This is a genomic window from Gilliamella sp. X-23 (assembly GCF_057063545.1).
Genome location: NZ_JBXSQG010000002.1, coordinates 154,622 through 177,821, shown reverse-complemented (window position 1 = coordinate 177,821; position 23,200 = coordinate 154,622). Strand labels below are relative to the sequence as shown.

The window sequence follows — 23,200 nt, the reverse complement described above, 5'->3', positions numbered from 1 at the left end:
TAATCTATTTAGCAGGTCGATTATGCAAAAACGAATACTACCTTTTTTATTAACACCTTGTTTATCACTGATGTCGATAAATGCGCTAGCGTTAACTTGTAGCGAAAACCCAGCTCAAAATATAGTTGAAGCAAATAACTATATTTTTCAAATTTTGGATTATATTGATTCGCCAGTAAAAGGCATCAAGCAAGAGATTAGAACTTCAACGACTCAATTGGGTAGTGATGCCAATAGTACGACCGCTAAGCACTCATTAGAATATGATCCCAATGGTCTTATTACGCAAAGCAATTATGATCTTTATTCAGATAAAAATATCCGAGTTTATTCTGAACATCTACAAAAAAATAAATCGGGCTGGGAAAATATCATTGAAGATATAGAAGACAAAACCAATAGCATTATCCAATTTAATACCGATGAACAAGGCAAAATTGTCTTTTCACTACAAACCAAAAAAGCTGTCGATTTTGTTTTTATTGAAATGGATAATTATGTGTATGACAATAATCATTGCCTCATTAATAAAAATGTACAATGGCAACTAAAAGAGATTGATGAGAACGGTAAATACACAGGTACAGATCAAAAAGGGTCTTCAAGTTATACCTTTGGATATCGAGAGCAACAGCTTGCTAAAGTGTCGTACCAATTTAGTAACAATATGACAAACGAAAGTGATTTTTCGTATCAATATGATAACGATCACCATCGATTAACTACCATTGAATCTTCTTACTTATCATCAGGAAAAGAAGTTTCACATTATTTAACTAAATTTTTAACTTTTAATGAAAAAAATGATTGGCTTATGGCAAGTAAAGTTAAAAATAATCAAGAGAATAAACAAACTAATATTACCCGCGAACTCACTTATTATTAGTTTTTGGAAATATAAAAAGCGTTATTTTGTTTATGACGCTTTTTATATTCCTATAACTAAAAATGCCAGCTATACCCGAATAAACAATATATAAATAGCATGTATTGTCCATGCTAATGCTAAGCCAAAAGTCAGTAACTTTTCGCGTTTTGGATAGATTTTACGCTCGTGCAAAAGCGTTAAAATTTGTTGTAATCCACACCAGATAGGTAATGAAATCATCAAAAATAAAAACAATTTACCCATTTCAGTATTGGCTATTTTTAGAATATGAGAACGTGTTGCTACATCACCAAAAGAAATCATAAATGTCATAATGATTAGCACAATAGGTGAAAACATAGCAGCCCATGTTCCGCCAAGTGTAAACAAACTTTTTATTACTTTTCCATCTGTGTTTTTTGTTTGAATTTGTTTATTTTTCATTGATGCAATACCACTTATTTCAATACAAGTAAAAATAAAAAAATCGATACAGTTAGCATAACTGTCCATAGCCCTACAGTCAGTAATAATCTGTTAGATTTTTTATTGAACATTGCACTAGGAATCGTTTTAGAGACTAACTTAAACCAAGTTATTGTATGGAAAACACTAACCAATAACACAATAAAATTAAGCACGACAACAAAAGGACTATGCAAAAAGAAAATAAAACGGTAAAACTCATCTTGCCCAACGGTATTTGTGTGCATACACACTACACCATACATTAAAATTAAACTTAGCCAAATCATGGAAAAAGGAACTAATTTGTGCATAATAGTAATTATAAAGGGACGTTTTACATCGGTTTGAACAGCATCAAGGCGATGATTGTTATTTTGTTGATTCATAAATTTCTCTAGGTTGTATTACATTTTATGCTAGTTATTGTTTGGTGGGGTTATTGTTCATTTGGTTATTATAAGCGTTAATCTATTTTATGTCGTTAGTTTAAAGCAATTTATAATATAGCCTTTAATACCGTAATACTATGCAAAAAATGCGTCATATTTTAATGAAGCTATATTTAGGCAATAAGTAATTAAATAGATAATCAAATAAAAAGGACGCTTAATATTGAGTAAGGTATCTTATAGAATTTTATAAGATTTATGCTATATAAATATATTTTGACGATTTTAATTTATTCATGAACAATTGTTGTTAAATAGAATGAAAAAGAAAAGTTTTGAGCAATTTTGCTAATTTCACTGTAATTGATAATTAAATGTAAATTGTCAAAAAACTTTATGTATATTATTTTGATTAGCAGTATCATTCTGAGCTTTATTGAGAATAATTTTAAGTCATACTAAAATGAACAACTCAAATCATAAAATTCCAGTTGGAATTGTTGGTATTATCAGTGCTATTGGCATTGTATATGGTGATATTGGTACTTCTCCTCTTTACGTTTTAAAGTCTATTATTCACGGATTACCTGATAATCAGTGGGCTAATCCATTTTATATTTTGGGGGCAGTATCGTGTGTGATTTGGACACTGACTATTCAAACCACTTTGAAATATGTCATTATTACATTACGTGCAGATAATAAAGGTGAAGGTGGCATTTTATCTTTATATGCTTTAATTCGTCGGCGTTATAAATGGACATTTGTTATTGCTATTATTGGCGCTGCGGCGTTACTTGCAGATAGCGCCATTACTCCAGCAATTACTATTATTACGGCGATTGAAGGGTTAAATGTTATTTACCCTCATATACCTATTATCCCGATCACGCTGTTTTTGATTCTTACCTTGTTTGTTATTCAGCCTTTAGGGACTGGCGCATTGGGAAGATACTTTGGTGTTAGTATGGCAATTTGGTTTACCATTCTTTGCTTATTAGGGCTATATCGATTATTACCGCATTGTGATGTTTTAGCTGCTTTTAATCCTATTTATGCAATTAAATTTATTATTGAAGCACCAGATGCATTAGTTATTTTAGGTGCTATCTTTATGTGTACTACAGGTGCTGAGGCGCTCTATTCTGATTTAGGACATTGTGGGCTCAAAAATATTCGTATTTCATGGGGCTATGTAAAATTTTGTTTAATTATTAATTATCTAGGCCAAGCGGCCTGGGTTATTTATAATCCTCACTTAATTAATGCTGATATCAATCCATTTTTTATGATAATGCCTGAATGGTTTAGATTAATTGGTATTATTATGTCAACTTGTGCAGCCTTTATTGCATGTCAGGCGTTAATTAGTGGATCATTTACTATCATTAGCGAAGCGATGTCATTAGATCTGTGGCCATATGTTCACGTTCAGTATCCTACCTTAATTAAAGGACAAGTTTATATTCGTTCAATTAATTATATTTTGTGTGCACTTTGTATTACGACGGTACTTGGTTTTCGTTCATCAACTAATTTAGAGGCAGCTTATGGCCTAGCGATTACTTTGAGTATGTTGATGACGACAGTCTTATTGTTTTTCTATTTTATGAAGAATAATAAACCACTTTGGTATAGTATCCCGTTAACCCTCTTTTTTATGTTGATTGAAGGTGGCTTTTTTATCGCAAATATTCAAAAATTCTTCCACGGTGGTTTCGCCTCGATTCTTATAGCTGGTTTTATTTTTATTATTATGTATGCGTGGATAACCGGGAGAAATTTAAAGCGTGAACATAACTCGTTTGATAAACTAGATGATGAATATTTGGCTAAAATTATTGCTGTCAGTCATGATAAAAGTATTGAAAAAATAGCGACACATCTGTTTTATTTAACACGCGCCCAAAGTGCTCATGCGGTTGAAAGTAAAATTACTTACTCACTATTCGAACGAAAACCAAAACGTGCAGATACTTATTGGTTTATATCGATCAACCGTATGGATGAGCCATATCAATTCGAATATGAAATTGAAGTGTTAGTTCCATATAAGGTTTTTCGTATTGATTTGAATATTGGTTTTAAAGTAGATATGCATGTTGAACAGTATGCCCAACTCATTGCGACACGCACGGAACAGCAGAATTTAGTTAATTTATCTTCACGTTATTCTTCAGTTAAAGATCGTCGAGGTGATAGTTTATATGTAATTGTTGAGAGAACATTACGTAATGTAGATATTAATTTTATTAACCGCCCAATTTTAGCTATTTACTCATTCATTAAGCGTCAATTTACTTCGGATATTGACATGTTTGATATCGATCCCTCTACAGCATTAGTTGAATTTGTTCCAATTGTTGTTAGTGAATATGAGAACGACAATAAAACATTAAAACAACTTATTGAGCAATCGAAAATGAGTGTTACAGGTAATTTAGAATCGATAGATAAAGAATAACACATTGATAAATTTAGGATAGTAATCCCTAAAAATAAAAATTAGTGTACAATAATGCAATTTAGTGGGAAAAGTTCCCCTGTGTTGGTTATATTTAAAAGTATCATAATAAATAATAGGAACTAAGCATGACAGGTAAATTTATTGTCATCGAAGGACTTGAAGGGGCTGGTAAAACAACAGCTATTAACACCGTTGCACGCATTTTGAATCAACACAATATTGACGATTTGCAATTTACCCGAGAGCCGGGTGGAACACCGATTGCTGAAGCATTACGTCATATAATTAAAAATGGTCTAAACAAAGAACCTTTGACTGATAAAGCCGAATTGTTAATGCTATATGCAGCGCGTATTCAACTGATTGATAATGTCATAAAACCAGCACTTGAGGCTGGTAAATGGGTTATTGGTGATCGTCATGATTTATCAACACAGGCTTATCAAGGTGGTGGGCGTCAGTTAGATAAAAACTTTATGGCGATATTAAAAGAACAAGTATTGGGTAACTTTAAACCTGATCTTACTTTATATTTGGATATCGATCCTGAAATTGGTTTGATGCGTGCAAGAACGCGTGGTGAACTCGATCGTATTGAGCAACAATCATTGCCATTTTTTGAACGAATTCGTCAACGCTATTTAGAAATTGCCAAGCAAGACAAAACAGTTATAACTATTGATGCTGAAAAATCAATTAACGATGTGACTAAGCAAATTGAACAAATTTTAACAAAATGGCTAACAAAACAGGTTTAATATTCAATGATCTTAAATGACTATCCTTGGCTTTCGTTACCTTATCAGCAATTAGCATCAGGAATTGTGCATAAGCGCACTCATCATGCTTTGCTAATTAATTATGTTCAAGGTAGTGGTGAAGACCAATTTGTTTCAAAACTTGCAAGCCGTTTATTATGCCAATGTTCACAGCAATTAGAACCGTGCTTAAAATGTCATAGCTGCCAACTGTTTTTATCTCACCATCATCCTGATTATTATGTAATAACTAATGAACAAGGTAAGCAGTCAATAGGTATTGATCAAATCCGTAATATATCTAGCAAAGTTTACGAAAAATCCCAACAAGGTGGTAATAAAGTTCTTTGGATTAAACATGCGGCTTTAATGACAGAAGCTGCTGCTAACGCCTTGCTTAAAACGTTAGAAGAACCACCCCAAAAGACATATTTTATTTTAAGCGATGAACATAATAGCCAATTATTGCCAACAATTCATAGCCGTTGTTTTTCTTATTGTTTGCCTGTTCCTAAATTGGAACAATCTATTGAATGGTTAAAAAAACAATATAGCCAACAATACAGCGATAATGAACTTGCCTCTGCATTATTATTAAGCGAAAATGCACCACTAAAAGCAGCTGCACTATTAATGCCAGAAAAATGGCAACAACGAAAAGCGTTTTGTGAACATTTATTAGAAGTTGTACCGCAAAATAATTATTGGCAGTTGGCTAAAACTTTTGATAACGAAGATTTTATTGAACGCATTATTTGGTTTTGTGCGTTATTAAGTGATGCGCTTAAAGCGAAGCAAAAAGTAGGGCGTTTTATCGTTAATCGTGATCAAGTACCATTAGTCCGATTACTTGCAACTAATAGTAATGAGAGGCTTTCTGAGCTTTATAATTTATGGTTACAAGCAAGAAACCAGCTGTTAACAATTACTGGATTGAATAAAGAACTCATTATTTGTAATGTTCTTGCTCAATCCGAATTAGTTGATTAAGTAAAAATGAAGTAATATAAGGCAAGGTGTGTTTTTATTTTCAGGCATACGTTTAAGTAAAAAAGGATGACCGTGAGTTATTTATCTATTGAATTTGGTTTACTTTTTATCGCTTTTTTTGCCCTATATTGGGGATGCCGTTTATCGCCTAAAATCCAAAATGGACTACTTTTAGTATCGAGTTACCTTATTGTTGGTAGTTATAGCTGGCAATTTGCGCTTATCCTTTTTATTTATACTTGTGTGATTTATTTGTTTTCGTTGTTGATTGCGGCATCGGAACATCATGCAAAACGATGGCTCGTTTTAGGGTTATGTGCATCAATTATTAATCTTGCGTTGTTTAAATATTTTGATTTTTTCCGTTATGAGCTGCAATATTTGTTTAATTTCTTAAATTTTCCTATTTTATTGCCTGCTATCACTTTATTAATCCCTATTGGCATCTCATTTTATACTTTCCATTCGGTAAGTTATTTAATTTCGGTAAAGAAAAAAGAGTTACCAGTTGCTAAATTTTGGGATTTTGCTCTATTTTTGTCGTTTTTCCCAAGTATTATTGCAGGCCCGATTAACCGTGCTAAAGACTTTATGCCGCAAATCAATGTTGCCCAACCTCGCGAAATTTTGGAACCGTTTCGTGCATTTACATTGCTTATTTTGGCTGTTATTAAGGTTTACTGTGTAGGTGGTTTAATTAGCGAATACTGGGTTAAACCAATTTTTGCCAATCCATTAGAATTTAGTGTGATTGATTTGCTTGTTGGGCTTTATGGTTACGCAATGCAGATTTATTTGAATTTTTCTGGCTATACTGATTTAGTTACAGGTATTGCTTTATTGCTAGGATTTCGTTTGCCAATTAATTTCAATTTACCATATTTAGCACTGAATTTAAGAGACTTTTGGGGGCGCTGGCATATTAGCTTGTCACGTTGGATTCGTGACTATATTTATATTCCTCTTGGTGGAAATCGTCTAGGGTTTGTGCAAACGCAAATTAATGTCATGCTTGCCATGTTATTATCGGGATTATGGCATGGTGCAGGGATTAATTTTATTATTTGGGGTGCATGTCATGGTATTGGTATCGTAGCACTTCATATTGGTGATCGTTATTTAGGTAAAGATTGGGTAACACGACGTTCGCCAACGGTGGCACGATTACTAACATGGCATTATGTTTGTTTTACATGGCTCTTTTTTTATTGTGAAAGTTTGCCCGATGCTTTGGATTATTTGACCGCATTAGTGCATAACTTTTCGATACAACCACTTTATGCAGGGGATTTTCTCGTTATTTGTTTTATCTATTTTGTCTATCCAATGTGTAAAAATTTCACTCAATGGTTTATTATACAACTAACTCAAATACCTCGCATTTTTTTGCCTTTTGTTTTTATTTTTATTTTATGGATGGTTATTTATATTGCACCATCAGGTATGCCAAACTTTATTTATGCTAATTTCTAATTATGATGATATATAAAAAATCGTTTTCAAAAAATAACAAAAAAACAAAATCGAATTTGAAAAGACAACGTCATAAATCGCGGAATAAAATTGCGCTTAAAAAGGATCCTCAAAAAAATAAAAAGACAAATCCCCATTCTGCTCTTGTTATTAAACATTTATCTGTCTGTTATATATGGATAACATTATTTGTTACTGCAATAGCACTAATGGCACTTTATTACAAATCCATATTGATTTATTGCCAGCAAGCATATCATCTCGATTTATTTGATAGTGATACGTTTTTCGTTCAAGAAACATCTACTCAAGTGCTTGAAGAAAGCAAAAATGACGAGTCAAATGTTCAACAAGTTGATGTTATGTTGCCTATCATTGAAAATGAAGACTCAAAATTAAACTCTCCTCAGTTTCAAAATGTACAACAACATAATGAGCTTGAAGCGGTACAAAAAGTAAATACAGAAACAGAAATAAACGTAAAAAGTGAGCAACAAGGTAGTATTGCAAATGGTAAATTAGACGCCGATTTAAAAACACATTTAGAAATTATTGAGCAAAACAAACCTGCTCCCGAGCTTGTATTGCGAGATAAACCTAAAACTACACAAGTAGATATTGAGTTACCCCATGAACCACTACCTATTGTATTAACGAGTAACGATAAAGTGTTTTTTGCTGGTGATTCTTTAATGCAAGGCGTTGCACCATATGTTAAAAAAATGTTGTTTAAGCAGTATAAAATAGAAAGCCTTAATTTGAGTAAACAAAGCACTGGGCTTGCTTATCCGAGCGCTTTTGATTGGTCAAAAACAATTAATGATAATCTAATTGCCGACCCTTCTATTAAATTACTTGTTGTTTTTCTTGGCGCAAATGATCCTTGGGATTTCCCAGTTAAGGGATATACAAAATATGCTAAATTCAAATCTGAATTGTGGGAAGAGCAGTATCGTTTGCGTATTGAATCTATCTTAAATAGCGCTATAGAACATAATGTTCAAGTGCTTTGGCTTGCTGCCCCTTGTATGCGCAAAGCAAAATTAAACGAGGGCATGGTTTACTTAAATAACTTATATAAGTCTGAAATAGAAAAAGTTCAACAACACTTTTTAACAACAAATGAATTATTAGGTTGTACGTACGAAAAATTCAGTAATTTTATCGAAACCGGTAAAACAAAAATTAAAGTAAGGGTTGATGATGGGGTTCATTTTACTCCAACAGGCCAAAAAATTCTGGCAAAGACCATTATGGAAAAAATAATCTATAAAGAATTAGAGGATCCCCATAGTGATTAAATTTTTAAAATATATTACAGCTGTAATTGCCATAACCATTACTGTTGGGTGTAGTATTGCTGAAAGTAAAACGTCTAGCGTATCTGCTGTTGTTGATTTTGGTGATCCTAATGCTAAACAATTTGCTAAACGTTTAAAATTGTTAGCGAATAACAAAAAAGCTAATCAAGTGATTAATATTACCCAATTTGGTGATTCTCATTCAGCAGCCGACTTTTTTACTGGTGAATTTAGAGCACTAATGCAACAAAAGTATGGTAACGCAGGTATTGGTTGGATAACGCCTGTTGCTATAAAAGGGCAAAACCATACTGCAGTGACGTGGAAATCTAATAATTGGGAGGTGTTAAGTAGCCGAACGTTAAATAATTTAGATTTTCCTATGGGCGGTTTTATAGCTAAGCCCAATAAAGATTCATCTACTATCCAAATTATACCTCGAGCATTAAATAATCAAACTTGGCAAGTTAAGCTAACTTTTAAGATGCTTAAAAACAATTCAAATTCACTAACGCTTTATGATGTAAATAATAATAAACTTGATTTAAGTTATATGCCCAAACCAAATATTTGGCAAACTTCAACGGTTGTATCTAAATTACCTTTAGTTATAAAAGGTCAAAAAGATCTTGAGCTTGGTGGAATTTGGTTAACTCACTATCAACAACCTGGAGTTATTGTTTCATCGATTGCTACTAATGGTGCTAAGCAAGCAATTTGGCAAAAGTGGGGACAAAATTGGCTTAAAGAACTGGGTGTATCAAAAAGTGATTTAGTCATTCTTGAATACGGGACGAATGAAAGCTTTGATGAAACATTAGATGTGAATCAATATCGAGATAATTTAGTGAATAATATTAGGCTGATTCGTAAAACATTACCTAATGCGGCAATTTTGATAATGACACCACCAGACACAATGGCAAATGAAACAGATATGCCTCTGTCTTTTACTAAAATAATAAATATTCAGAAACAAGTTGCCAAATCTGAAAAAACATTATTTTGGGATTGGCAAGTGGCGATGGGCGGTAAGTTTGTCATTAAACAGTGGCGTCAACGAGGGCTAGCTCGTCCAGATCTCGTACATCAAACTCTACAAGGCTATAAAGAAAGCGCTCGTATTTTTTATGCCGATTTAAATGAATTTATTAGAAAAAACAGCTAAATTTTTTATTAAAAGGAATAAATGAGTTATGTTATCACCAATTATCGTTGCAGTTGATTTTGCGGATGTTAAATCAGCATGGAATTTTATTGATCAAGTAGATCCTAAAGATTGCCGTCTTAAAATCGGTAAAGAGCTTTTTACATATGCTGGGCCTGATTTTATCAAGCAGATTATGAAAAAAGGTTTTGATGTTTTTTTAGATCTTAAATTTCATGATATTCCAAATACTGTTGCAAAAGCAATTGTAGCCACTGCTGATCTTGGTGTTTGGATGACCAATGTGCATGCTAGCGGTGGTTCTCGTATGATGACAGCCGCTAAAGATGCGCTTTATTCATATGGTAAAGATGCGCCAATTTTGATTGCTGTGACAGTATTAACCAGTATGGAATCACCTGATCTTAAAGAAATCGGTATCAACGTATCGCCTTTAGAACAAGCGACTAGATTAGCGATGCTAGCTAAAAACTGTGGGCTTGATGGTGTAGTGTGTTCGGCAAAAGAAGTTCAAAGTTTCAGAACACGCTTGGGGGGAGATTTTAAATTGGTGACACCAGGTATTAGACCAGCAGGAACCAATCCGGATGACCAACGCCGAATTATGACACCTCAGAGAGCTCAAGCGGCTGGTTCTGATTATTTAGTTATTGGACGCCCAATTACTCAATCAGAAGATCCAGCCAAAGCGCTACAAACAATTTTAGCAACACTGGATACAAGTAAGAGTGAGCCACATTATGTCTAGTAATCCACTTGTATATTCAACTGATAAAGGTCGAATTAAACATGCTGAAGCTATCATCTCTCGCCCTAAGGGGGATGGTATTATTCGAATTCAACGACAAACATCAGGCCGTAAAGGGAAAGGTGTTTGTATTATTACAGGGTTTGATATCGATGATGCTCAATTAATACAGTTGGCTGCAGAATTAAAAAAACGTTGTGGTTGCGGTGGTTCAATTAAAGATGGCATTATTGAAATTCAAGGTGATAAACGCGATTTATTAAAGTCATTGCTGGAAGATAAAGGATTTAAAGTTAAATTAGCAGGGGGATGATTTATCACTAAAATAGCGTCCATAATAAAAAAGACGCTATTTATAAAAATAGCCTTTTAATTAGAGCGATAACTACGCATTTTTTTGCTAATTTCGCGACGCTCTTTAGAAATTTCAGCATTTTTAATAATATAATCATCAACACGATCATCATAATCGCTTTTCATATTAGCAATAATCGCTTGAAGCTCTTCGTAAGTCATATCTGGCTTAATATATTCACTTAAGTTTTCAAGTAATAGCACTCGTTTTTGGTTGTCACGAATTTTTTTCTCGTTATCCGAAATTTCGCGTTTTAATTTATTTAAGCGACGCGATAAGCGAATGTATTCTAGTACGTCTTGAAACGATGGTGTAGTTGATTTTTCCTTGTCCATCTATAACCCCTTATTTCAAAAAATGGAAAATAAACTTTCATCAATTATATACCAATAATTTTTTAAGGTCATATTAATTATATTTTAAAACGTAAATGATATTTTTAGTATTAACTATTTTGAAGCAGAACGCGATAATTGAAGTTAAAATTGCTTGATAATTGAGATGTTTTGGATTTTCTGTATATGAAAAGGAATTACTTATATTGAATTAACTGTATTCAGTTTGACATATTTTCTACATAGATTACAATTATATCTGTTATTCTAGGTTGGCTTGAATAACAGAATCAAGTCATATTTTCAACTAGTTTTATTTATATTACGGGAAGGAAAATAATGTCAAAACAAGCAAGCGGATTTTTTGCAGATAGTATTTTATTGGCAATTGGTCGTGCTGTATTGCGTAAGCAGATTCGTGATAATCGAAGTATTTCAGACACAGAGGCTATGGGACATGCGATGGTAATACAGGGGCGTTATAATTTTGTGCCACAAGATAAAATCAATATTTTCTGTAACGAAGTAGTTCGTGCTTTTCGCTACGTAGAACAACGAGAATTGCAATCTGTTAGCTGTGTAGCGTATACACGTTTTCGACTTCACGAGTTAACAGGAAATTCAATATTAGATACCCAGTTGATAGCTGATCTTGAGGGCGCTTCAGCTTAAATAGAAATGAAAATTTTTTATTACCTATACTTCAAAATAACTAAGCCCAAATATTTTTACTTGGGCTTAGTGGTTATTGGACGTTAATATTGTTTTCTTGTGCTTCTACAAGAATATTCTGCTCCAGTTGCTTAAGTTCATTCTGTTCGGCTTGAATTTCTTTTAGTCGAATAGCTGATTTTTCCATATCACTAGCGTTCTTTACTTGCCAATCATGATCCGAAATAGAATCATAAACCTCTGTTACAATTCTTTTTGCCTCATTAACATTAAACAATGCTAATGTTTGATAAGGACTTTTGAAAAAATTAGCAATGACCGCAATATGGTACTCGCTTGCTTGTTTATCACTTAACAATATTTCATAAGCGCCATTAATATAGTATTGATCCTTTCTTGGATTAGCAAAAACACTATTGTGGCGCTCCAAAATATTGGATTTTAAGTTATCCTTTAATGCCAAATGAAGGTTATCAATTGCAAGCAAGTCTTTTTTGAGTGCATCAGTTTTGTTTAATGGTTGAAAGAATATCTTATCCCACTCATTAGCCAATGAAGTAATGCGATTGCGGATAATATCCAAATCCCTTTGGATGTTATCTTTTATTTGCGAAACGGTTTTAATGTCTTTTTTCATTGACAATAACCCGTTTAACTTTGGTAGTTTCATAGATAATTATTCCTATAACTTAGTCATTAGGCAATTGCATCTTGGAAGAAATATCCAGCATGTTTAGCTACACATATTTCTTTTACTGATTCGCCAACTCGAACCATTTGACCGCCACGAAGTCCCATATTAGGCTCTGGGATTGTTCCTGATACACGATCACCAAATTGAGCAGTCAATCCCCATGTTACGCCACTTTGGGTTGTTGCTTTCTTATTAATATATAACAATGAAGCGTGGTTACCCCAAACGCGTTGTAGTACTGGTTCCTTACCAGGTTTAATCATGTTAACCCATGAAGTGCCAATATAAATTTGCTCTAAACGTAAAATTTCACGCAAAAATTCAATCGGAACAATACCATCTTCACCGGTACTACCATTAAATGCACGAACAACTTTAGGATGTTGACATAAACGCGAGGCGACATCATTACCAAGAACTAATACATTAGCTCGAACAATCATGGAATCCAAAGCATGGGATATATCCGTTAATGGCGAACTGCTGTTATTACTCCATTGGGTTGAACCTGATAGTATTTTTTGATTGCTTGTTGTATAGTTTTCAGGGTTAAATACCATATTGGCTACACGAACTTCACGATCTAATAAGATTAAATCGGTTGTTGCCTCAGCTGCATGAGCTAATGGGTTGTAATTACTTTTAGCGTTATCAATATCTGCTTGCGGTACAGAAGAGTCAAGTCCATAATCTTCAACAGAAGATTTTTCTTCTGTTGTTTTATAATCGATTTGATTGGGTCTAGACTTTCGTCCCACTAGAGTTGATGGAATAGTAAAACGCTCGGCTATGTCATATTTTGTCCATGCAAAATCATATTTATCGACAGGTGAGCGTGGCATAATTTCATCTGCTATTAAATCAGTGTTACGGTAAGCAAGTGCAATAGCACTTAAAAATGTATCTGGAGTAAATGGGTGTTGCATATAAATATCCTCAATGTGATTAAAAATAAAGGCTAATAAGCCTTGTTTGATTATTTGCCGTGATTAGATATACAAAATCTCACCGCGCCATATAAAGCCCGTTTTGATTGTGCCGTCTTTTTGTTTTACTCGTATTGTGTTTTGAGTGTCACAATGTCGATAATCTGTTAAATCAATAAATTCCCCACTCGAAGCAAAATTGATTGAGCTTTCAAATCCACTTTCTGAAAAGTCAATACTTGCAAGCCCTTTCACTGCTGGTGGCATAGCACCTAAAAAGCCAATATGGCGTAAGTATCTTTTGCCTTTTACTGGGTTTTCAGGTGAATGAGGTAAGTAAAACGAAGCAGAACGATTTTTATAAGTACCTTTATGGATTGCCTCGGCTAATTCGTCGGCGAACTCAGCACAAGCAAACAACTTACCTTGGTACATGTAGACATGATGAACCGCTCCTAAATCAGGTAAATTATTTTTAGGGTGCCCAAGCGTTAAATTAGCTTGATAAAGATTAGGGTCATAGCTGTCAGCTATTTCATGCAAATCTTGCTCAGTAAAAGTGAATTTTCTACCGTCCATTGCGGTAAATGTACCAGGTTTAAATATTTCAAAATTACGTAGTTTGGGCATTTTGAGCGTCCTTTTGAGCTAATGGGGTCGTTATTTTTTGTTTTACTCTTGTAATCACTTTGCGAATACCTCGCTCTGTCATTCGATATTTTCGGCTAAGCTCGTGGTAGTTATTACCTTTAAACTCACGATAAATTTGTGCATCTCGTTGACTAATTTTGAAAGCATAGTCTTTGGGAAATGTAAGATTTTGACCACCAAAAAGCTCTGCAATTGCGTTTGCCACATTACAACCTAACTGTGAAGCGGTTTCTTCTGGTAGACCAAAATCAAGTGCTTCTTTAGTAACCTGATTTGAAACATGAGTAAATAATTCATGGCGTTTAATTTCCATTCTATTCATAATTATTAAATTGCCCTCTTCTAGGTAAATTGTTGGAACAAGGACATATTAAACAGACGTACAATGAATGTAATATGAACAAGGGCAGATAAATAGTGAACAATCAAAACAGTTAAAGATGATAGAGGGTAAATAAAATCTAAAGAAAAATAGGCGCTAAAAATTATTATAAAACGTTTATAAAGCGATTAAATTAATGATTGATACATTTGGGCAGAATTGATAGAAAAAGGCTTAAAATGCGATTTAAGCCTTTTTCTACTATTTATGAAATTGGCTATATATTACGAAGTGCTTGCTTTAACCAACTTATTGACAATATGCCTTAAATTATCTTCGATTTTTCCTAAAGAAGTACAGAAAGCGTTAGCATTAATTGTAATATCACGACAACCGTCTGAACCACTCGCACAATCAACAATAAAACGTAGTAGGTCGATATTATCTTGAATACTTTCAAAATCATCATCCGATAAAAAATAAGTTAACTTAGCGTGATTTACTAATTGATTGCTCATGCTATACCCTCCACTTGGCGAGTCACTAAGATAGCTTTAACCCCAATTTTTACAATCAATAAGGATCTTGCCTCTACCTCAGTTTGAGCATGAACTTTGACACGATAAGGTGATAAAGCAATGCCAAAAATAAGAAAAGTAAAAATTTTGTTTTGCCCAAATTTAGGCGATACGGTATTATTGCGAATAGCCATACTCATTATCCCTTGTAATGTTTGTGGTTAGATGCCTCGATAGTGTTGGTAGCACTTCGAGGCATTGTGTTTTTTAATCTTCACGTTATAATGGTTCGAACCATCAACTATAATTTATCATACTGGTTCGCACCAATGCAAGAGAAAAATAAAAAATCATACGAAAGAACAAACAGCACAAGACAAACAATCCGTTTTGAAGATGAATTACTAGAGGAAATTAGGGGGCAAATAGCAAACAAACAAGAATCTTTTGCTAGTTGGGTAAAAGAGGCTTGCAGACAGCGTTTAGAGCGAGATAAGTAGATTAAAATCCTCGATGGTCGGAGGTTTTAAATAATAAATTATTATTAATCAACTTTATTACTTAAAAAGTATCTGCGTTGGCGTATTTGGACAAAAAACAGCTGACGGTCAGCAATAATATATTGAAAAATAATTATTAATCAAAGTTTATTTATTTGAAAAGTGCTGACCGTCAGCACTTTTAATAATAGGTAAGCCAAACGGTTGGGTTTTACATATCAAAAATCAAGCCTGTCTTTATTTTCATATTTCCGAACGGTTCGGATTTCTAAATTAGTATTTATAAATCAAAACAAATCATATCAATTAGTTAAAGAAAAGAAAACTCCGAACGGTTCGGAATTTTCAGGAACATGGGATGATTTTTGTAATTTACTTAATCTATCCGTCTATAAAGTAGATTTAGATATTCAAAATTTACAATCATTTGTTGAAGAATCCCTAAAATCTATGTCTCGCATGGGTATCGTTTACCGTGAATTACGCCAATATCGCAAATTAAAGCACTTACAAAGGGTTAATAAATTAAATTAGAAGTCAAAAATATGGTACGCAAAGCAAACCCCACCCCACAAAACAATCAATTGAACTACCTGCAATTGATGAGCAAGATTAATGATGTAATGAATACTATGACAACAATTCAAAGTGAATTATAGTGATGATCGAGACATAGCCAATCAAATTTGGGGACAAATCTAAATGGCTGGCGCAATATCGAAATTCACGACAGTCGTGGGTTTAATGAAACTAAAAGAATTGAAAGAACGTAAGTTATATCAAGCATGATCAGGTAAAAAGGGAATAGACAAAAATGGTAACGAAATTCCCGACGTCGGGACTTGGGATAGTTTTTGTCGAGCATTACATACATCTTCAAATAAGGTTCATGAAGATTTATTAAATTTAAAGATATTTGGCGAAGATGCGCTAGAAAAATTAACTAGTATTGGTGCGGGATACCGTGAATTACGCCAATATCGGAAATTAATGCATTTAATGACGTAATGAATACTATGACTACGATTCAAAGTGAATATAACGAAGAACGGGATCTAGTTAATCAGCTTTTAGGTCAAGCTCAAATGGCGGATGCTTTTGCTCAATTTTTCGTGACCGTCACGACTTCTAAATTAAAATTTGTTAAAGAAAACAAGCTTTATCGTGTATTAAAAGGTAAGAAAAGTTGTGACGGTCACGAGTTTTTAACTGGTACATGGCGAGAATTTTGTTCTCTATTAGGACGTTCTATTGAACAAATAGATGAAGATATTCATAATCTAAATATGTTAGGTGAAGAAGCCCTTGAGTCTATGTCTCGTATGGGCATCGGTTACCGTGAATTACGCCAATATCGAAAATTAATGCATTTACAAAGTGTTAATAAATTAGGAGTCAAAAATATAGTACGCAAAGCAAACCCCACCCCACAAAACAATCAATTGAACTACCTGCAATTGATGAGCAAGGGATTAATGATGTAATGAATACTATGACAACAATTCAAAGTGAATATAACGAAGAGCACGATCTAGTTAATCAGCTTTTAGGTCAGGCCAAAATGGCAGATGCTTTTGCTAAATTTTCCCTAACAGTTAGGACTTCTAAATTAAATTTTGTTAAAGAAAACAAACTATATCGTAATTTGAAAGGTAAAAAAGTCCTAACGGTTAGGACTTTTTAACAGGAACTTGGGAAGAATTTTGTAATTTATTAGGTATATCTGTACAGAAGGCTGATTTAGATATTCAAAATTTAAAAGAATTCGGAGAAGAGGCTCTTGAAAGTATGTCTCAAATGGGCATCAGCTACCGTGAGTTACGCCAATATCGCAAATTAAAGCACTTACAAAGTGTTAATAAATTAAATTAGAAGTCAAAAATATGGTACGCAAAGCAAACCCCACCCCACAAAAGAATCAATTGAACTACCTGCAATTGATGAGCAAGGTATAACGGAAACTATGAATACCATGACAAGCATTCAAAGCGAATATAACGATGATCGTGATTTACTAAATCAGTTATTAGGTCAGGCCAAAATGGCAGATGCTTTTTGTAAATTTACCGCGACAGTCGCGATTTCTAAAATGGCCTATGTTAAAGAAAATAAATTATATCAATCACTTGCAGGAATGAAAGACCGCGACGGTCGCGGTTTTACTGGGACATGGGAAGAGTTTTGTAAATTACTTGGAACTTCGGCACCTAAAGCAAATGAAGATATCAACAATTTGCAAAACTTTGGCGAAGAAGCCCTTGGATCAATGTCAAAAATGGGCATAGGCTACCGTAAGCTATACCAATATCACAAGGGCGAAATTTTTTAAGCACTTTTTTATTTCATATTTTGTAACACTTTTTCAAAAAACAATTTCATTATTTCCCTGTTTATTTTGTTATATCCCATTTATCTCATCATTCTGTTATTATTTATCATGTTCTATTTCACTATTTTATTTTTATGCCGTGTTTTCCCACAAAATTTATTTACAAAATAAGATAAAAATAAAAACAACTATTAAGAATTAGAATAAAGTATTGTACAATAGCCCCAAATTTATAAAGAGTGCCAGAGTGCGAGAATCATAATGAGCTGGATTGAAAAAATTCTTAGTAAAAATAATATATCGTCAGATCACAAAAAGGCGAATATTCCCGGTGGTGTTTGGACAAAATGTAGCAACTGTGAACAAGTCATTTATCAAGTTGAACTTGATCTTAACTTACAAGTCTGTCCAAAATGTGACCATCACATGCATATTCCTGCCCGTGTGCGTTTGTACCGTTTTCTAGACGAAGGTTCAGATGTAGAGATTGGCTCAGATCTTCTGCCTAAAGATATCTTAAAATTTAAAGATACTAAAAAATATAAAGATCGTTTAACAGCTGCACAAAAAGAGACACATGAAAAAGAAGCAATGGTTGTGATGAAAGGCTCATTGTTTGGTATCCCTGTCGTTGTTGCTTGTTTTGAGTTTGCGTTCATTGGTGGGTCAATGTCTTCTGTTGTTGGTGCATTATTTACGCGCGCAGCAGAACAAGCCATTGCAGATAAGTGTCCATTAATTTGTTTTTCAACAAGTGGCGGTGCGCGAATGCAAGAAGCTCTATTTTCGTTAATGCAAATGGCAAAAACCAGCGCTATTCTTGCTAAAATGCAAGATGAAGGTTTGCCTTATATTTCAGTAATGACCGACCCTACCATGGGGGGCGTATCGGCAAGTTTGGCAATGCTAGGTGATATTAATATTGCTGAACCTAAAGCATTAATTGGTTTTGCAGGCCCTCGAGTGATTCAGCAAACAGTGCGTGAAACATTACCTGAAGGGTTTCAGCGTAGTGAGTTTTTACTTGAAAAAGGCGCAATTGATATGATCATTCATCGCAAAGATATGCGACCTAAAGTTGCCAGTTTAATAGCAAAATTAATGAAACTAACCGATCCGTTTAACGATGTTATCCTTAACGAGACAGTTTAATTGAGAATGCAAAAAACACAACCAAATGCCATGTCGAATTTAAACACATGGCTTTGTTATTTAGAGCAATTACATCCTACTACTATTGATTTAGGTTTAGAACGAGTAAAGACGGTTGCTCAGCGTCTTGATTTATTACAACCAGCGCCTTATGTTTTTACCGTTGCAGGTACCAATGGCAAAGGAACCACTTGCCGAACACTTGAAATGATACTGCTTGAGAAACCTTTGCAGGTTGGTGTTTATAGTTCTCCTCATTTATTACGTTTTACTGAGCGTGTGCGTATTAATAACCAAGAGTCAAGTGAGCAAGAAACCGTAAAAGCCTTTGTCGAAATAGAAAAAGCTAGAGGTGATATATCACTTACTTATTTTGAATATGCAACGCTTGCTGCGCTTTATCAATTTAAAAAAGCAAAATTAGATGTTGTTATATTAGAAGTGGGACTTGGTGGACGGCTCGATGCAACGAATATAGTTGATGCTGATGTGGCAATAGTTACAACAATTGGTATCGATCATGTTGATTATTTAGGTGACACCCGTGAAAGTATAGGACGTGAAAAAGCAGGCATCTTTAAACCTAAAAGTATCGCTATTGTGGGGGAACCGGAAATGCCAACATCTATTTTAAATGTGGCTAAATCGGTCAACTGTCCTATCTATGTAATGGGTTGTGATTGGTGTTATCAACCAATTAACAAAAATTTATGGACGTTTGAATCGCCAATAAAACAGTATAAAAATCTACCTATTGCTAATGTTCCTTTAGCTAATGCCGCAACAGCAATTGCCGCCTTAAGTTTTTCATCACTTGAAGTAACACAAGACCAAATAACTAAAGGATTGGAAAATTCCAATTTGACAGGGCGTTTTCAAATTATTCAACGATCGCCACTTGTGATCCTTGATGTAGCACATAACCCACATGCAGCAGTTTATTTAACACAACAATTAGAAAAACTAAAAGCAGAATATTTGAATGTGGGCAAAGTTAGATTTGTTGTTGGTATGCTTAAAGATAAAGATATTAAAAGTACTTTATCTATCTTAAAAGGCGATAAATGGTATTGTGCTTCACTTTATGGTGAACGAGGTTGTGAAGCCGAGGTATTAAAACAACACTTATTGAATAAAGATGAGCTTAATGTATCAACATTTGATACAGTTTCTAAGGCTTATCAAAAGGCAATATATGATGCAAAAAAAGACGATATTATTGTCGTATGTGGTTCTTTTCATACAGTATCTGATGTTTTAGCTGAAATTGAGCATTAAGTGAAATTAATCATGATGAACAATCAGCAAATTAATCCCAAAAATCAAAATAGAGTAAGAAATCGGCTTATTGGTTTCGCTACATTATTACTTATTATCGCAATATTTGCTCCATGGATAATAACGGATAAGCCCAACTTACGAACATCAGCAATGCCTATTTTGCAATCAGAAGTTATTAATCATCAAAAGACTGCAACATCACCTAGTAGTATTGATGATAGTTTTACCAATAATATTCCTGATATCCCTTACATACCTGATTCTGAGCAAAATCCAAGTTCAGATAATTCATCAGATAGTATTGATGATGCTGATATCTCCACAATACAAACTAATCATTCTATGTCTCAACAGACACAGCAAGAGTCTAAGCCTTATATGATTCAACTTACAGCGTTAAAAAATCGGCAAAAAATAGAAGAGTTAGTTGCATTATTAAGGTTAAATAATTATAGCGTTAGAACAGTTCCTCAAAAACCTGAACCTAATCAGTTAATTAAATTACAGGTTGGTCCTTATGCTAAAAAAGAACAAGCAGAGCAGGTGATTATTAACTTAAATAACCTAACAAAATTAAAAGGTATTATCGTTTCTAATTAATCGTTGTTTTGTTTTTTTGTGTTGTAAACAATAATTAAAATAAAATATTAATAATATAAAGTTGTGAGCTATTATGATGATGAATTGGGTTGATTTTACAATTATTGGTGTGATTGCTTTTTCTGCATTAATTAGCATAGTGCGGGGATTTGTACGAGAAGCATTATCACTTATTAGCTGGGTTTTAGCTTTTTTTATTTCTAGTCGATTTTATATCTATATTACCGATTATTTAACTTATTTTGATAGCGATGTTATCCGTATTGCAGTTGCAATTGTTATTTTATTTATCGCTACATTGTTGGTCTGTTCAATTGTGTCGTATATTATTGGTCAATTAGTTCAAAAAACGGGGTTATCTGGCACTGATCGTGTATTGGGTATTTGTTTTGGTGTGCTACGAGGAATTTTAGTTGTAGCTGCTGTTCTCTTTTTGGTTGATACGTTTACGCCGTTATCACAATCGGTGTATTGGACCCAATCACAACTCATCCCTCATTTTCATTTTATTATCCGCTGGTTTTTTGATTTTATACAACAGTCATCTTCGTTTTTAGTGCAATAAATTTGAGGTAATCATAGTATGTGTGGTGTTGTTGGTATTGTAGGGTGTACTACTGTTAATCAATCTATTTATGATGCATTGACAGTATTACAACATAGAGGGCAAGATGCAGCCGGTATTGTTACTATTGATAATCAAAATCGCTTTCGTTTACGCAAAGCGAATGGTTTAGTTAAAGATGTGTTTCAAGAACATCATATGCAGCGATTGCAAGGTAATTTGGGCATAGGGCATGTTCGTTATCCTACCGCCGGTAGCTCTAGTCCATCCGAAGCTCAACCCTTTTATGTCAATTCGCCTTATGGTATTACGCTTGCTCATAATGGTAATTTAACAAACACAGAGAAGTTACGTGATAAAGTATTTGAACTAGCACGAAGGCATATTAATACGAATTCTGATTCTGAAGTTTTACTCAATATTTTCGCTAGTGAGCTCGACAAATTCCCAACTTATCCACTTACCGCAGATAACATTTTTACCGCAATACATAATGTACATAACATAATTAAAGGCGCCTATGCTTGTGTTGCAATGATTATTGGCCATGGTCTTGTCGCTTTTCGTGATCCTTATGGGATTCGACCTTTAGTTATTGGGAAACGGATACTTGAAAACCAAAAAATTGAATATATGGTTGCATCCGAAAGTGTTGCATTAGATATTCTTGATTTTGAATTTATGCGTGATGTCCTGCCGGGCGAAGCAATTTATATTACACAAGATGGGCAATTATATTCTCTACAATGTTCTGATAATCCTCAATATTACCCATGTATTTTTGAATATGTTTATTTTGCAAGACCAGATTCATTGATGAATGGTGTATCGATTTATCAATCACGCATTTTAATGGGTCAAAAGCTAGGGGAAAAAATAGCAAGAGAGTGGAAGGATATTGATATTGATGTTGTCATTCCTATTCCTGAAACATCATGTGATGCAGCTCTTGAAATTGCTCGTATTTTAAACAAACCTTACCGACAAGGGTTTGTTAAAAATCGCTATGTTGGTCGTACATTTATCATGCCAGGGCAAGCAGCCCGTAAATTATCGGTAAGAAGAAAGCTTAATGCTAATCGTATTGAATTCGAAGGAAAAAATGTACTATTAGTTGATGATTCTATTGTACGAGGTACCACTTCAAAAGAAATTCTTGAGATGGTACGCTCAGTTGGTGCTAAAAAAGTCTACTTAGCTTCTGCTGCACCAGAAATTAGACATCCAAATGTTTACGGTATTGATATGCCTGTTGCCAGTGAACTTATTGCTTATAGCCGGACGGTTGATGAAATAGCGAAAAATATTGGTGCGGATAAACTTATTTTTCAAGATTTATCTGATTTAATTGATTCAATCACAGAACAAAACCCGAATATTCGCCATTTAGAGTGCTCTGTTTTTGATGGAAAATATATTACCGAGGGAGTTGATGAAAACTACCTATTATTATTAGAACAAAAAAGAGGTGAAAATAAAAAATATCCAGTTTCTAAAGAATCTGAAAACTTAGATATTTATAATGAAGGTCAATAAATAAAGATAATCATTATGAAAAAATTTTATCTAAAAGCTAAAAATTACAAATTTAGTTGTTATTTATTTATTTATTGTAATTTTTATTTAAACTTTTATCTGTTATTTTCCCTAATTTCTTAATAATAACCGTA

The 23,200-nt window shown here is 33.7% G+C and carries 25 protein-coding genes and 3 pseudogenes; 19 read left to right on the top strand and 9 right to left on the bottom strand.

Translation table 11 applies throughout. The features are described 5' to 3' along the window. Nucleotides 1-22: 22 nt before the first annotated feature. Nucleotides 23-886: a hypothetical protein gene (locus ACYH9I_RS02480; protein ID WP_483558640.1), complete on the top strand. Its 864-nt coding sequence runs from the start codon at nucleotides 23-25 to the stop codon at nucleotides 884-886. A gap of 69 nt (nucleotides 887-955) precedes the next feature. On the opposite strand, the gene frdD is transcribed toward ACYH9I_RS02480, so the two are convergent. Beyond that, a complete protein-coding gene (gene frdD, locus ACYH9I_RS02475; protein ID WP_483558639.1) occupies nucleotides 956-1,312 on the bottom strand; it encodes a fumarate reductase subunit FrdD in 357 nt (118 codons plus the stop codon). A 14-nt stretch (nucleotides 1,313-1,326) separates the two neighbouring features. Continuing rightward, nucleotides 1,327-1,722, bottom strand: coding sequence for a hypothetical protein (locus ACYH9I_RS02470; protein ID WP_483558637.1), 396 nt, complete (start codon nucleotides 1,720-1,722; stop codon nucleotides 1,327-1,329). Between the two features lie 466 nt (nucleotides 1,723-2,188). Between ACYH9I_RS02470 and ACYH9I_RS02465 the strand changes: the two genes are divergently transcribed. The 8 genes from ACYH9I_RS02465 to yciH all read left to right on the top strand — a co-directional run bounded on the left by ACYH9I_RS02465 (nucleotide 2,189) and on the right by yciH (nucleotide 10,943). After that, nucleotides 2,189-4,189: a KUP/HAK/KT family potassium transporter gene (locus tag ACYH9I_RS02465; protein ID WP_483558635.1), complete on the top strand. Its 2,001-nt coding sequence runs from the start codon at nucleotides 2,189-2,191 to the stop codon at nucleotides 4,187-4,189. Between the two features lie 128 nt (nucleotides 4,190-4,317). Continuing rightward, nucleotides 4,318-4,950: a dTMP kinase gene (gene tmk, locus ACYH9I_RS02460; protein WP_483558633.1), complete on the top strand. Its 633-nt coding sequence runs from the start codon at nucleotides 4,318-4,320 to the stop codon at nucleotides 4,948-4,950. A 6-nt stretch (nucleotides 4,951-4,956) separates the two neighbouring features. After that, a complete protein-coding gene (gene holB / locus ACYH9I_RS02455) occupies nucleotides 4,957-5,940 on the top strand; it encodes a DNA polymerase III subunit delta' (protein WP_483558631.1) in 984 nt (327 codons plus the stop codon). 72 nt (nucleotides 5,941-6,012) lie between these two features. Then, complete coding sequence (locus tag ACYH9I_RS02450; protein ID WP_483558630.1) at nucleotides 6,013-7,413, top strand: MBOAT family O-acyltransferase; 1,401 nt, start codon at nucleotides 6,013-6,015, stop codon at nucleotides 7,411-7,413. A gap of 5 nt (nucleotides 7,414-7,418) precedes the next feature. Then, a complete protein-coding gene (locus ACYH9I_RS02445; protein WP_483558628.1) occupies nucleotides 7,419-8,714 on the top strand; it encodes an SGNH/GDSL hydrolase family protein in 1,296 nt (431 codons plus the stop codon). Next, nucleotides 8,707-9,882 (top strand): SGNH/GDSL hydrolase family protein, encoded by a 1,176-nt coding sequence (locus ACYH9I_RS02440; RefSeq protein WP_483558626.1) that lies wholly within the window; start codon nucleotides 8,707-8,709, stop codon nucleotides 9,880-9,882. The genes ACYH9I_RS02445 and ACYH9I_RS02440 overlap by 8 nt, the downstream gene beginning before the upstream one ends. Before the next feature lie 28 nt (nucleotides 9,883-9,910). Then, a complete protein-coding gene (gene pyrF, locus ACYH9I_RS02435) occupies nucleotides 9,911-10,630 on the top strand; it encodes an orotidine-5'-phosphate decarboxylase (protein WP_483558624.1) in 720 nt (239 codons plus the stop codon). Further along, on the top strand, nucleotides 10,623-10,943 hold the full coding sequence (gene yciH / locus ACYH9I_RS02430) for a stress response translation initiation inhibitor YciH (RefSeq protein WP_483558623.1): 321 nt from the start codon (nucleotides 10,623-10,625) through the stop codon (nucleotides 10,941-10,943). Before pyrF ends, yciH begins: the two co-directional genes overlap by 8 nt. 56 nt (nucleotides 10,944-10,999) lie before the next feature. On the opposite strand, the gene tmaR is transcribed toward yciH, so the two are convergent. Continuing rightward, entirely contained in the window at nucleotides 11,000-11,320 is a 321-nt protein-coding gene (tmaR, locus tag ACYH9I_RS02425; RefSeq protein WP_483558621.1) for a PTS system regulator TmaR, read from the bottom strand. Nucleotides 11,321-11,659: 339 nt separating this feature from the next. Between tmaR and ACYH9I_RS02420 the strand changes: the two genes are divergently transcribed. Next, the gene (locus tag ACYH9I_RS02420) at nucleotides 11,660-11,992 is read left to right on the top strand and encodes a hypothetical protein (protein ID WP_483558619.1); all 333 of its coding nucleotides are present in this window, start codon (nucleotides 11,660-11,662) and stop codon (nucleotides 11,990-11,992) included. A gap of 73 nt (nucleotides 11,993-12,065) precedes the next feature. Here ACYH9I_RS02420 and ACYH9I_RS02415 read toward each other — a convergent pair whose 3' ends face one another. From ACYH9I_RS02415 to ACYH9I_RS02390, 6 genes are all read right to left on the bottom strand, one after another. Continuing rightward, nucleotides 12,066-12,662, bottom strand: coding sequence for a hypothetical protein (locus tag ACYH9I_RS02415; protein ID WP_174797639.1), 597 nt, complete (start codon nucleotides 12,660-12,662; stop codon nucleotides 12,066-12,068). Nucleotides 12,663-12,688: 26 nt separating this feature from the next. Next, nucleotides 12,689-13,612: a phage capsid protein gene (locus ACYH9I_RS02410; protein WP_483558617.1), complete on the bottom strand. Its 924-nt coding sequence runs from the start codon at nucleotides 13,610-13,612 to the stop codon at nucleotides 12,689-12,691. A gap of 63 nt (nucleotides 13,613-13,675) precedes the next feature. Next, nucleotides 13,676-14,242, bottom strand: a complete 567-nt coding sequence (locus ACYH9I_RS02405; protein ID WP_483558615.1) for a hypothetical protein — start codon at nucleotides 14,240-14,242, stop codon at nucleotides 13,676-13,678. Further along, complete coding sequence (locus tag ACYH9I_RS02400) at nucleotides 14,226-14,585, bottom strand: Mor transcription activator family protein (RefSeq protein ID WP_483558614.1); 360 nt, start codon at nucleotides 14,583-14,585, stop codon at nucleotides 14,226-14,228. The genes ACYH9I_RS02405 and ACYH9I_RS02400 overlap by 17 nt, the downstream gene beginning before the upstream one ends. A gap of 284 nt (nucleotides 14,586-14,869) precedes the next feature. Then, nucleotides 14,870-15,103 (bottom strand): hypothetical protein, encoded by a 234-nt coding sequence (locus ACYH9I_RS02395; RefSeq protein ID WP_483558613.1) that lies wholly within the window; start codon nucleotides 15,101-15,103, stop codon nucleotides 14,870-14,872. Then, nucleotides 15,100-15,297 (bottom strand): hypothetical protein, encoded by a 198-nt coding sequence (locus tag ACYH9I_RS02390; protein ID WP_483558612.1) that lies wholly within the window; start codon nucleotides 15,295-15,297, stop codon nucleotides 15,100-15,102. The genes ACYH9I_RS02395 and ACYH9I_RS02390 overlap by 4 nt, the downstream gene beginning before the upstream one ends. A gap of 135 nt (nucleotides 15,298-15,432) precedes the next feature. On the opposite strand from ACYH9I_RS02390, the gene ACYH9I_RS02385 reads away from it, so the two are divergent. The 9 genes and pseudogenes from ACYH9I_RS02385 to purF all read left to right on the top strand — a co-directional run bounded on the left by ACYH9I_RS02385 (nucleotide 15,433) and on the right by purF (nucleotide 23,066). Next, the gene (locus ACYH9I_RS02385) at nucleotides 15,433-15,603 is read left to right on the top strand and encodes a YlcI/YnfO family protein (RefSeq protein WP_483558610.1); all 171 of its coding nucleotides are present in this window, start codon (nucleotides 15,433-15,435) and stop codon (nucleotides 15,601-15,603) included. Between the two features lie 1,007 nt (nucleotides 15,604-16,610). Beyond that, nucleotides 16,611-16,967, top strand: a pseudogene (locus tag ACYH9I_RS02380) (hypothetical protein); the annotation flags it as partial. A 119-nt stretch (nucleotides 16,968-17,086) separates the two neighbouring features. Next, a pseudogene (locus ACYH9I_RS02375) lies at nucleotides 17,087-17,442 on the top strand (hypothetical protein); the annotation flags it as partial. 124 nt (nucleotides 17,443-17,566) lie between these two features. After that, nucleotides 17,567-17,917, top strand: a pseudogene (locus tag ACYH9I_RS02370) (hypothetical protein); the annotation flags it as partial. Between the two features lie 276 nt (nucleotides 17,918-18,193). Next, on the top strand, nucleotides 18,194-19,084 hold the full coding sequence (accD, locus tag ACYH9I_RS02365; RefSeq protein WP_483558609.1) for an acetyl-CoA carboxylase, carboxyltransferase subunit beta: 891 nt from the start codon (nucleotides 18,194-18,196) through the stop codon (nucleotides 19,082-19,084). Between the two features lie 6 nt (nucleotides 19,085-19,090). Continuing rightward, nucleotides 19,091-20,362 (top strand): bifunctional tetrahydrofolate synthase/dihydrofolate synthase, encoded by a 1,272-nt coding sequence (gene folC, locus ACYH9I_RS02360; RefSeq protein ID WP_483558608.1) that lies wholly within the window; start codon nucleotides 19,091-19,093, stop codon nucleotides 20,360-20,362. Beyond that, nucleotides 20,363-20,965 carry an SPOR domain-containing protein gene (locus ACYH9I_RS02355; RefSeq protein ID WP_483558606.1) on the top strand — a complete coding sequence of 201 codons (603 nt, stop codon included), beginning with the start codon at nucleotides 20,363-20,365 and terminating at the stop codon, nucleotides 20,963-20,965. It begins immediately after the preceding gene. Between the two features lie 79 nt (nucleotides 20,966-21,044). Next, entirely contained in the window at nucleotides 21,045-21,530 is a 486-nt protein-coding gene (locus tag ACYH9I_RS02350; RefSeq protein WP_483558726.1) for a CvpA family protein, read from the top strand. A gap of 18 nt (nucleotides 21,531-21,548) precedes the next feature. Continuing rightward, nucleotides 21,549-23,066, top strand: a complete 1,518-nt coding sequence (gene purF / locus ACYH9I_RS02345; protein WP_483558605.1) for an amidophosphoribosyltransferase — start codon at nucleotides 21,549-21,551, stop codon at nucleotides 23,064-23,066. Nucleotides 23,067-23,200: the final 134 nt, after the last annotated feature.